The 11580-nt window shown below is 47.4% G+C and carries 10 protein-coding genes and 1 pseudogene; 7 read left to right on the top strand and 4 right to left on the bottom strand.

What is annotated here, in order from left to right; all coding sequences use genetic code 11:
• The 3 genes and pseudogenes from J2S00_RS20050 to J2S00_RS17655 all read right to left on the bottom strand — a co-directional run.
• Positions 1–647: pseudogene (locus J2S00_RS20050) on the bottom strand (IS1634 family transposase); the annotation flags it as partial.
• Between the two features lie 108 nt (positions 648–755).
• Entirely contained in the window at positions 756–1229 is a 474-nt protein-coding gene (locus J2S00_RS17660) for a hypothetical protein (RefSeq protein ID WP_307342954.1), read from the bottom strand.
• Positions 1230–1346: 117 nt separating this feature from the next.
• A complete protein-coding gene (locus tag J2S00_RS17655) occupies positions 1347–2249 on the bottom strand; it encodes an ATP-grasp domain-containing protein (RefSeq protein WP_307342952.1) in 903 nt (300 codons plus the stop codon).
• 253 nt (positions 2250–2502) lie between these two features.
• Here J2S00_RS17655 and trxA point away from each other — a divergent pair, with 253 nt between their 5' ends.
• From trxA to J2S00_RS17640, 3 genes are all read left to right on the top strand, one after another.
• The gene (trxA, locus tag J2S00_RS17650; RefSeq protein ID WP_307342949.1) at positions 2503–2817 is read left to right on the top strand and encodes a thioredoxin; all 315 of its coding nucleotides are present in this window, start codon (positions 2503–2505) and stop codon (positions 2815–2817) included.
• A gap of 173 nt (positions 2818–2990) precedes the next feature.
• A complete protein-coding gene (gene uvrC, locus J2S00_RS17645; protein WP_307342946.1) occupies positions 2991–4799 on the top strand; it encodes an excinuclease ABC subunit UvrC in 1809 nt (602 codons plus the stop codon).
• Between the two features lie 30 nt (positions 4800–4829).
• Positions 4830–6074 (top strand): aspartate kinase, encoded by a 1245-nt coding sequence (locus J2S00_RS17640; RefSeq protein WP_307342943.1) that lies wholly within the window; start codon positions 4830–4832, stop codon positions 6072–6074.
• 49 nt (positions 6075–6123) lie between these two features.
• Here the strand turns inward: J2S00_RS17640 and J2S00_RS17635 are convergent, their stop codons facing one another.
• Positions 6124–6618 carry a DUF2507 domain-containing protein gene (locus tag J2S00_RS17635; RefSeq protein ID WP_307342941.1) on the bottom strand — a complete coding sequence of 165 codons (495 nt, stop codon included), beginning with the start codon at positions 6616–6618 and terminating at the stop codon, positions 6124–6126.
• 131 nt (positions 6619–6749) lie between these two features.
• Between J2S00_RS17635 and J2S00_RS17630 the strand changes: the two genes are divergently transcribed.
• From J2S00_RS17630 to sdhB, 4 genes are all read left to right on the top strand, one after another.
• Positions 6750–8093 carry a TrkH family potassium uptake protein gene (locus J2S00_RS17630; RefSeq protein ID WP_307342938.1) on the top strand — a complete coding sequence of 448 codons (1344 nt, stop codon included), beginning with the start codon at positions 6750–6752 and terminating at the stop codon, positions 8091–8093.
• Between the two features lie 162 nt (positions 8094–8255).
• The gene (locus J2S00_RS17625) at positions 8256–8873 is read left to right on the top strand and encodes a succinate dehydrogenase cytochrome b558 subunit (RefSeq protein WP_307342935.1); all 618 of its coding nucleotides are present in this window, start codon (positions 8256–8258) and stop codon (positions 8871–8873) included.
• A 100-nt stretch (positions 8874–8973) separates the two neighbouring features.
• On the top strand, positions 8974–10746 hold the full coding sequence (gene sdhA / locus J2S00_RS17620; RefSeq protein ID WP_307342932.1) for a succinate dehydrogenase flavoprotein subunit: 1773 nt from the start codon (positions 8974–8976) through the stop codon (positions 10744–10746).
• Positions 10743–11492, top strand: coding sequence for a succinate dehydrogenase iron-sulfur subunit (gene sdhB / locus J2S00_RS17615; RefSeq protein WP_307342929.1), 750 nt, complete (start codon positions 10743–10745; stop codon positions 11490–11492). The genes sdhA and sdhB overlap by 4 nt, the downstream gene beginning before the upstream one ends.
• Positions 11493–11580 lie beyond the last annotated feature (88 nt).

Here is an 11580-nt window from a genome sequence, read left to right as displayed (position 1 = left end):
GGCGTTGGCTAATTGTTCCGGCGAGAACCTGCGTTCAAGAGATTGGATCACGTCTAGATTCCATGTTTTATCGTCTTGATTCCCGTCTAAAACTTACCATAAATGGGCACCCCTTCAGGGGGGCTCCAGCCCAAACTTAATTTGAGGCAAGTCTGGACGATGGTCTTTGGAATATCCCCGGGTGATGTTCAACACGTCTTCTCCCACTTTGGAAGAGCCGTAGTAAACGAAAGAAGTGGTATCAAAGTGCAGGCGGTCCAAGGTTAGGTCTCCAGCTGCTTGTTGAACCCCTTGCACCGCTTCCCAATAAATGTCTTGCAACCCGATTTTGTAAAGGGTATCCAAGGCCCGGGCGAGTGCATCATCATTAAGGTCAGATGCCTGTACGCCTGGTCCGAGCAACAGTTCAACGTCTTGTTCACGATAAATTCTTCGACTTTGTACAGGGCTCGTCGTTCAGTCAATTGGTTGATGATGAGAGCAGCTATCCTGATGCCGACGGAAAGCTTGCAATCTTCTTTTTTGACCGGCGAACGTCGGTCGATGCGCTCAATGAGCCCCATTGCATCAATCAACTGGCGAATGACTGGGGCGGCGCCCACATAAAAAACACGAAAAGCAGGAATTTCCATAGCCGATTTGGACACTGATATCACCCTCATCTGTTCTTACTACTGTAGAACTTGGCTATTCAAGAAGAAATTCCTGCTAAAAAAGATTTTTTGTATCTGAAGCCGCGCGAAATATGGGATTCATCATAGAGCTAACTGGGCAAAGTGCTCCTTCATGTGCTCAAATTTAGCTTCGTGTTCCAGGGAACGTCTGGACAGCAAATTTAACATCTGTTTCTCCTGCTCACGGGCTTCCTCCATTTTTCTCAGCCGTTCGCTGGTTTCTAATACGGCTTGACGGATAGCTGGCAATTCGGCCACATCTTCTTTGGTGGCCATGTTACTTTCCACGGCGGTGAGCCTTCCCTCCAGTTGGTCAACTCTGCCCTCCAGGCTATCCATTCTGCTCTCCAGGTTGTCCATTCTGGCTTCAAGCTGGTCCATTCTGCGTTCCAAGCTGTCCATTCTTTGCTCAAGCTGATCCATTCTGTGTTCCAGATTGTCCATACGTTTTTGCAAACTGTCCAGCCTGGTGTTGATCTTGGTCAGTTCGGTGTGAATGGGGGTCAGTTCTTCACGCAGAAGTGTGCGAAGCATCGTTTGCAACTCTTCAGCCATGGGGAGGCCTCCTTTAGGATTATTATTAAGAGGCGATCGCTTTGGTGACTGACTCACTAATACCAGCATAACATCAGAACAAACGTTTGTAAATCTGTAGTTGCACAAAACCAACAGTTAATGCAACCCCAAACGGACGCGGATAAACTGGTAAATCTCTTTGGCGATATTCACGTCACAACACCGCTCGATGCCTTCAAATCCGGGAGCGGAATTGGCTTCGCAGATTTTAAAATGATCACCGTCAAACAAGAGGTCAATACCGGCAATGTCCAGGCCTAAGATGCGTGAGGTCTCCAGGGCCAGCCACTCGATCTCAGGAGAAAACGGATAGGGTTCTACATGGCCACCCCGGGAGTAGTTGGCTTTGAAGTCCCCAGTTTTGGAGATGCGCTGCATGCAGGCCACCACCCTGCCGCCAATGGTGATCACGCGCAGATCACGGCCGTGGCTGCTTTTGATAAACTCCTGTAAAATGATATTGGCCTTGTTTTTGTTGGTATTGATAAATTCCATCAAGTCGGCGAAGTTAGCCTTGGTTTCGGAAAGAAATACCCCGCTGCCTTGGGAACCGGACAAGGTTTTAACCACCACAGGAAAGCCCAGCTTTTTCTCGACCAGATCTACGTTAACGGGATATTTGGCTAACATTGTTTTGGGTACAGGCAGATTATGCTGAGCCAGAATTTGATGGGTAAACAGCTTGTCCTTGACTGTGTCAATGCTTTGGGCCGAGTTAATGGTTAAGACGCCCAGCCGCTCCAGATGGCGAATCACAGCCAGGGCAAAATACGTAGTGCCTGCTCCCATGCGGGGGATCAAAAAATCAGGCAAGGGAGAAACTTCACCGTTAACCAGCACGCTTTTACGGTCATCCTGGGTGACGATCAACTCAAACTGGTCGGGACTTAACACATCTATATCGATGCCTTGATCTTCGGCTTCTTCGATGAAGCGGTTAATTTCATAGGTTTCGGGCTTGGCATTGGCCGTTTCTTTGTACAAAATCCAACCTTTCATTCAGGTTCCTCCATGCATCATTTCTAAATTTATGTTGCCTACAATTGAACTATATAGTACAAACGATTGGCCTGGCAAGAGGTTTTTTATGGTGTTGTGCCTCTTGTCCCTCAGGCTATAGCAAGGTGTGAGCATCACACTGGGCAAAATCTTGGAACAGACGAGCAGTTAATGATATAATCAACGTATCGGTGCGCTGCAAATGATGGATACTTTAGTTGTAACTCTTTTCCCAAAAAGGAGGTTATACACAATGGCGATTGTCAATGCGACTGATCAAAATTTTAAGTCTGAAGTGGAGAATGGAACTGTTCTGGTTGACTTTTGGGCACCTTGGTGTGGCCCTTGCAAAATGATTGCCCCTGTCCTGGAAGAGCTGGATCAGGAGCTGGGCGATAAAGTAAAAATTGTCAAAGTGAATGTGGATGAAAACCCGGAAACTGCCTCCCAGTTTGGCGTGATGAGCATTCCTACTCTGCTGTTGTTCAAGGACAACGAAGTGGTGGATAAATGGGTGGGCTTCCAACCCAAAGATGCTTTGCTTGAAAAACTGAACGCTCATCTCTAAACTGAACACAATCAAGCGCTCTTAGCGTTAAATTCGCTGAGTCATAAGCCAGTCCCTTGACCTTGCCAGTCGGAACATACTTTGGCAGGAAAAAGGAACTGGCTTTCCGTTTATGTCTCCGTTATAATAAAAAGTTAAGGTGTACCCTCCATGCATCAAAGGGGTAGTATACAATGACGGTATTACAAGAAAAATTATCTCTGCTTCCTGAGAAGCCCGGTGTTTATATGATGAAAGATGAGCAAGATGAAGTCATCTATGTGGGTAAAGCCAAGGTGTTAAAAAACCGGGTGCGTTCCTACTTTACCGGCAGTCATGACGGTAAAACCCAAAAAATGGTCAGTGAAATTGCCGATTTTGAATATATCATTACCTCCAGCCCGGTGGAAGCCTTGCTCTTGGAGTGCAACTTGATCAAAAAGTACAACCCACGCTATAACGTACTTTTAAAAGATGATAAAACTTATCCTTATATCCGCTTGACCAAGGAGAAACATCCCCGGTTGGAAGTGACCCGCCGGATTAAAAAAGATGGCAGCAAATATTTTGGCCCGTATACCAATGTGGGATCGGCCCGTGAAGTGAAGCGTCTCTTGGACCGCCTCTATCCGCTGCGCAAGTGCCGAACAATCCCTGACCGGGTATGTCTGTACTACCACATGGGTCAATGTGTGGCACCCTGCGAGTTTAAGGTAGACCCTGAGCAGTACGAACAGATGACAAAGGATATTGTCCGTTTCCTTAATGGAGGACATGAGCAGCTGATCAGAGAATTGAAGGCAGAGATGGAAAAGGCGGCAGAAGAGCTAAATTTCGAGCGGGCCAAAGAGTTGCGTGATCTGATCAGGCATATTGAAGCGGTCATTGCTAAACAGAGTATTACCATCAACGATCATACGGACCGGGATGTGTTCGGTTATGCCTTTGATAAGGGCTGGCTGTGTGTGCAGGTCTTTTTCGTCCGCAAAGGCAAACTGATTGAGCGGGAAGTGTCCATGTTTCCTTTCTACACAGATGATGTGGCTGAAGCACTGCTTTCATTTATCGGTCAATTTTACTTTGAAAAGGAGCATGTGCTGCCCAAGGAGATCCTGGTTCCGGAGGTCATTGACGGGGAACTGTTGTCTGAATGGCTGAAAATTAAAGTGCATACGCCCAAAAGAGGCATCAAGCGGGATTTGTTGCAGATGGCTACGACCAATGCACAATCGGCGCTCAAGGAAAGATTTGAGCTGCTGGAACGGGACGAAGAAAGAACCATCACCGCCGCTCTTAATCTGGGCCAACAGCTGGGCATTGGTCCCTTACGCCGGATCGAAGCGTTTGACAATTCCAACATCCAAGGCACTCATGCGGTGGCGGCCATGGTGGCCTTTATCAATGGTAAACCGGCTAAACATGAATACCGCAAGTATAAAATCCGTTCAGTCCAGGGGCCGGACGACTATGAATCGATGCGGGAAGTGATCAGAAGGCGCTATACCCGCCTGTTAAAGGAAAATCTTCCATTGCCTGATCTGATTATCGTGGACGGAGGAAAAGGGCAAATGGGTGCAGCTCAGGATGTGCTGGAAAATGAACTGGGCTTGGACATTCCTGTTTCTGGTCTGGCCAAAGATGAGAAGCACCGTACCGCAGAGCTCTTGTTTGGATCACCGCCCGAACCGGTGTCGATCAAGCGGGATCGTCCCGAATTTTACCTGTTGCAACGTATTCAGGATGAGGTCCACCGCTTTGCCCTCTCCTTTCACCGGCAAATGCGCCAGAAAAATATGTTTCATTCGGTGTTGGACGATATACCGGGGGTTGGTCCTAAACGTAAGCAGCGCTTGTTGCAACATTTCGGTTCTGTTAAAAAAATGAAAGAAGCCACGATCGCTGATTTTAAAGGGGCAGGGATTAGTGAAAAGCTGGCCCGTACTATTTTGGACCACCTCCAAGGGGTCCAACAATCCGCTAAAGAACAGTCAGGTCAAGGATAAAAAATATTAGAAGGGAATGGAACGAGATTTATGGGGTTAATCGTACAAAAATTTGGCGGTACATCAGTTGGGTCTGTTGAGCGTATTCAACATGTGGCCAACCTGATTAAACAGGAAGTGGACAATGGCAACAAATTGGTCGTGGTGGTCTCAGCCATGGGCAAGTCGACTGATCAGCTGGTTGATATGGCCCGCCAGATCACCAAGCGGCCTTCTCCGCGGGAAATGGATATGCTCCTGACTACAGGTGAACAGGTCTCTATTGCCTTGTTAAGCATGGCTTTACATGAATTGGGGTTGGAGGCCGTCTCCTTAACCGGCTGGCAGGCCGGCATCCACACGGAAGATGTTCATCAAAATGCACGCATTTTAGATATTGAGAAGCAAAACGTCCTGGGTTATGTGGAGGAAGGCAAAGTGGTTGTGGTTGCTGGGTTCCAGGGCATTACCGCTGACGGCCAGATTACCACGCTGGGCAGGGGAGGTTCTGATACCACGGCGGTGGCCCTGGCAGCTGCCCTGGGAGCTGACCGCTGCGACATTTATACAGATGTAACCGGTGTCTTTACGGCCGATCCGCGCATTGTGCCTGCGGCTGCCCAGTTAAAACAAATCAGCTATGATGAGATGCTTGAACTGGCCAATTTGGGAGCAGGCGTCTTGCATCCGCGGGCTGTGGAGTGTGCCAAGAATTATCAGGTTAAGCTGATGGTCCGGTCAAGTTTTGAAGCGGTGGAAGGAACAGAAGTGAAGGAGGAAGCAGTAATGGAAACAGGTAAAGTGGTGCATGGTGTGGCCCATGATGATCAGGTGACCAAGGTGACGGTCAAGGGGTTGAAAAACGAGATTGGAGTATTATCCCGCCTGTTTAACTTGTTGGCCGAGTATCACATTAATGTTGATATTATTATCAATCAAAATATCCAGGGAGAGGAGCAAACCAATATTTCTTTCTCCCTGGATACGGATGATCTGGACAAAGCCTTGCAAGTGCTGGACGATCACAAGGCACAGCTGAACTATGAAGATATTGTTTATGAGCGGGATATGGCCAAAGTATCCATTGTCGGCGCGGGTATGATCTCTAACCCCGGGGTGGCTGCTCAAATGTTCCAGAGCCTGGCTGAGGCTGGCATCGAGATTAAAATGGTATCTACATCCGAAATTAAGGTTTCCTGCGTGGTGCCACACAAGGATATGGTGAAGGCAGTACAAACACTGCATGCTGCGTTCGGGCTAGACCGTGTCGCTGACAAAGTTTCAGCAACCAATTAAAAATTAAAACATTACATCAAATAAGAGGTTCAAAGAAAGGAACACCTGTTCAGGCAGAAGATGTTCCTTTCTTTTCTGCCTGTTTTTCCTCCAAATAAACCTGAAACTGAACCGTGACATCTTGCTTCTTTTGAACCAGTTCATACTCCCCTTCAGCATCTTTATTCTCAAGTTGGGCCAAGGCTTCAGTTAAAAAACCGCACTCCAGGGAGAAGGTAGATTGATTTTTCTCAATTTGACGCTGGTTAAAGAAAGGAGAAGTCAAACGGAACGTTTTCAGGCGAGGCTGGTTTTGTTCCAAGCTTAACTCTCCCCAGCCAAACTCGAGAAACAGATGAGTCAAGCTGTTTAGGTTTGGCGGCTTAAACTGCTGGGCCAAATCTTTTCCTGCCCAGTATAGTATGACACTTTGATACTCCCCGGTAATCATGGGCAGCAACTGGTCACGGATGAGATGGTAGCTGATCAGAGGGATGGCTTGGCCCTTCATTTTAACCAGCTCATGATCCGGTTCGTCATAAGGATGAGCAAACAATTTGTTCATACCCAATCTCCTCTCCTCATCATCTCCAGGTCGGACAAGATCGTGTTAATTCACTATATGCACAAAAATCACTTGATATACGTCCAGAAAATTATCATACTAGGAAAAGGAGAAAGTTGGGGGTTTTTAGAATGAAACTCAATCAGTTTTTGTCACCATTTCGAGTAATTATACTTGCTTATGCTGTTTTAATCCTGATTGGCACTGTTCTCTTGTATTTGCCTGTTTCTCAAAAACCAGGAGTCAACTTAACGTTGATGGAAGCACTGTTTACAGCGACAAGTGCGATTACTGTGACAGGGTTAACGGTGGTCAGTACAGCAGATTCATTCAGTTTGTTTGGCATCGGCGTATTGGCTGTCATTATCCAGCTGGGTGGTATTGGCATTATGTCCTTGGGGACGTTTGTCTGGCTGGTCATGGGGCGGAAAATCAATTTGTCCCAGCGCATGCTAATTATGGTAGATCAGAATCAACTTAAATTTTCCGGTCTGGTCCACCTGATGAAAAATATGCTGGGGATTGCCATATTAATTGAAAGCATTGGCGCTGTTGTGTTAGGTACATACTATCTGAACTACTTTGATCCTTGGTACGAAGCTTTTTTGCAAGGGGGCTTTGCCAGTTTGACAGCCTTTACCAATGCCGGATTTGATATTACGGGACAGTCTTTAATCCCCTTTGCCTATGATTATTTTGTGCAAGTCGTGACGATGCTGCTGATTGTTGCCGGGGCCATCGGTTTTCCCGTTTTGGTGGAACTGAAAGAGTATTTAAGCGGCAAACATAGCCGCTATCGCTTTTCATTGTTCACCAAAGTGGCAGTGACAACCTATTTTGTCTTGCTGATTTTTGGAGCCGTTTCTATCTGGCTTTTGGAACAGGGCCACTATTATGCAGGTATGGAGTGGCACCAGCAGCTGTTTTTTTCCCTGTTTAACTCTGTCACAGCCAGAAGTGCCGGGTTGGCCACCATGGATATTGCCCAGTATGGAGTGGCCACCTTGCTCTTAATCTCTGGTTTAATGATCATTGGAGCCAGTCCATCCAGTGTAGGTGGCGGGATCCGCACCACCACCTTGGCGGTCATGTTCTTAACGATTCGGGCCTTTGCCCAGGGCAAACAGCATGTCCATGTCTTTGGACGGGAATTGCACCAGGAAGATATTCGCAAAGCTTTCATCGTCTTGTCAGTATTTGTCGCCGGTCTGTTCCTGGCCATTTTGTTCATCTCAGCTATTGAGCAGGACAACAACATTGACTTGGTGGCCATTATTTTCGAGGTCAGTTCCGCTTTTGGGACTTGCGGGTTATCTATGGGAATCACACCAGATCTTGCTCCCCTCAGCCAATTGATCTTGATGGTGCTAATGTTTATCGGTCGAATCGGACTGGTGGCACTGTTGTTCTCCATGAAGAAGACAGAAACCAAACAGCGGTATCATTATCCTAAGGAACGCATTATTATTGGTTAGTTGGAGGAAATGCCGGGTGAGCTTGCTTTGCTCACCCAGTGGGTGGCCGTTAAGAGGGAGCAAACTGACTGTGAGACCGTTTTCTTGACGCTTGTCCTGAGAAGGAGTAAAATAAAATTTGTGACAGATTATTGACTCAGTTGTTGAAGGGGGGACCGTCAAATGGCAGCAAAAGGTCATTATTTTAACCGTAAACTTCACTCTTTGCTAGGTGTCATTCCGCTTGGTATTTTCTTGCTGCAGCACTTGTTTGTCAACCATTACATTCTGTACGGGACGGAATCATTTAACAGGGCCGCACAATTTATGGAAAATTTACCGCTCCGTTACTTTCTGGAAGCCTTTTTTATTTTTATCCCCTTGTTGTACCACGGGATTTACGGCTTGTACATCGCTTATCAAGCCAAACCAAATGTTTTGAATTATGGCTTTTTCCGTAATACAATGTTCTTTTTGCAGCGGCTGACAGGTGTTATCTTGATCATTTTTATTGCCTGGCACGTATGGGAAACCCGTGTAGCTGCTGCTTTTGGAGCAGAGGTAAACGCCCAGATGATGATTGACATTTTATCCAGCCCGGTGATGTTTGCCATTTATATTATTGGGGTTGTCTCTGCAGCGTTTCACTTTGCGAATGGCATGTGGTCTTTCTGTGTGACGTGGGGGATTACGGTTGGGCCTAAAGCACAGCGCATCTCTACATACGTATGGATGCTTGTGTTTGTCATTCTGGCTATTGGCGGAAGCATAATTGTGTTTGAATTTGCTTCCTTGTCATAAGTCAATGAACAGTTGTTCGTCACTGAAGCACATGTATGTACCGAGTGTAAACCAATCGAAATCGGCATTGTAAACAGTATTTTAAAGGGGTGAGTTAAGCTTGAGTAAACGTAAAGTGATTGTTGTCGGTGGTGGCTTAGCCGGCTTGATGGCAACAATTAAAGTGGCTGAAGCCGGTGTGCCTGTCGATCTGTTCTCCATCGTGCCAGTTAAACGTTCTCACTCCGTTTGTGCCCAAGGTGGGATCAATGGGGCCGTCAACACCAAAGGTGAGGGTGACTCCCCATGGGAACACTTTGACGATACAGTATACGGAGGAGACTTTTTGGCTAACCAACCACCGGTTAAAGCCATGTGTGAAGCCGCGCCTGGCATTATCCATTTGATGGACCGCATGGGCGTCATGTTTAACCGTACATCAGAAGGGTTGTTGGATTTTCGCCGCTTCGGTGGGACAAGGCATCATCGGACAGCATTTGCCGGTGCAACAACCGGCCAGCAGCTGTTGTATGCGCTCGATGAGCAAGTGCGCCGCTGGGAAGTGAACGGGCTTGTCACCAAATATGAAGGTTGGGAGTTTTTATCTGCTGTCATTGATGAAGACCGTGTCTGCCGCGGCATTGTGGCTCAAGATTTAAAGAGCTCTGAAATCAGAGCATTCCGGGCTGATGCCGTCATTTTGGCTACTGGAGGACCGGGTATTATTTTTGGTAAATCGACCAACTCCATGATTAATACCGGAACAGCAGCCAGTGCAGTATATCAGCAAGGGGCTTGTTACGCCAACGGTGAGTTTATTCAAGTCCACCCGACGGCTATCCCTGGGGACGATAAGTTGCGCTTAATGTCTGAATCTGCCCGTGGTGAGGGTGGACGTGTCTGGACCTATGATAAAGATGGTAAACCATGGTACTTCCTGGAAGAAAAGTATCCGGCCTATGGTAACCTCGTGCCCCGTGACATTGCCACTCGCGAGATTTTCCACGTTTGTGTCGATCTGAAGCTGGGTATTAACGGGGAAAACATGGTTTATCTGGATCTCTCTCACAAGGATCCTAAAGAGCTGGATATTAAACTGGGCGGTATTATTGAAATCTACGAGAAGTTCATGGGGGATGACCCGCGCAAAGTACCGATGAAAATCTTCCCTGCTGTTCACTATTCCATGGGCGGCTTGTGGGTTGACTATGATCAAATGACCAATATTCCCGGCCTGTTTGCCTGTGGCGAAGTGGACTACCAGTATCACGGTGCTAACCGTCTGGGAGCCAACTCTTTGTTATCCTGTATCTTTGGAGGTATGGTAGCTGGGCCTAAAGCGATCGAGTATATGAACGGATTGCAACAGTCCTCTGAGGATGTGTCCTCCACCATTTTTGACAGCGAGCTGAAGAGACAACAGGAGAAATATGAGAACATCCTGAAGATGGACGGCAATGAAAATGCCTACGTGCTGCATAAAGAGCTGGGGCAATGGATGACTGATAACGTCACAGTTGTCCGCTATAATGACCGCCTGAAAGAAACGGATGAGAAAATAAAGGAGCTTATGGAACGCTATAAAAACATTAACGTCAATGATACGGCTAAATGGAACAACCAAGGTGCCTCCTTCATCCGTCAGCTGTGGAATATGTTTGAGCTGGCCCGAGTGATTACCATCGGCGCTTTAAACCGTAATGAGAGCCGGGGAGCTCACTACAAGCCGGAATTCCCTGACCGGAATGACGAAGAATGGTTGAAAACAACCAAGGCCTTCTATGATGAGTCTGCCCAAGGGCCTCGCTTTGAGTATGAAGACGTCGATGTGTCGCTGATTAAGCCGCGGAAGCGCGACTACACCAAAGCGAAGGAGGCGACAGTACAAAAATGAGTAAGGAAACGGTCAAGCTGATTATTAAACGTCAGGATAAACCGGATAGCACCCCGTATGAAGAAGAGTTTGAATTAGAGAAACGTCCCAACATGAATATTATTTCTTGTCTCATGGAGATTCAGCGTAACCCGGTCAACGCTAAAGGGGAAAAAACAACCCCTGTGGCTTGGGAAGCCAATTGTCTGGAAGAAGTGTGCGGGGCTTGCTCTATGGTGATTAACGGTAAAGCCCGCCAGGCCTGTACAGCTCTTGTGGATAAGCTGGAGCAGCCAATCCGTCTGGAGCCTATGTCCACTTTCCCTGTTGAACGGGACCTTGTGGTGAACCGTTCCCGCATGTTTGACGCCCTGAAACGGGTCAAGGCCTGGATTCCCATTGACGGCACCTATGATCTGGGGCCCGGTCCCCGCATGCCGGAAACCAAACGGCAGTGGGCCTATGAGCTGTCCAAGTGCATGACCTGCGGTGTCTGTTTGGAAGCCTGCCCGAACGTGAACAGCAAGTCATCCTTTATTGGCCCGGCCCCCTTAAGTCAGGTTCGCCTGTTTAATGCGCACCCAACAGGAGAAATGAATAAGGAGGAGCGCCTGGAAGCCATTATGGGTGAAGGCGGGCTGCAGGAATGCGGCAACTCCCAAAACTGTGTTCAATCTTGTCCGAAAGGGATTCCTTTGACTACATCCATCGCGGCCCTGAACAGGGATACCACCATTTATGCCATTAAGAAGTTCCTTGATTCATAACATCTACACCGAAGGAGTTAGATCCAACAAGTATAATCACCCATCCTGCACACTTATTTGTCAGGGTGGGCTCTTTTTTCTCAGGCTT

Source organism: Caldalkalibacillus uzonensis (assembly GCF_030814135.1).
In the GTDB taxonomy this organism is placed as follows: domain Bacteria; phylum Bacillota; class Bacilli; order Caldalkalibacillales; family Caldalkalibacillaceae; genus Caldalkalibacillus; species Caldalkalibacillus uzonensis.
Note: the sequence above shows the minus strand (reverse complement) of the source record. Positions and strands in the feature narration are given on the sequence as shown.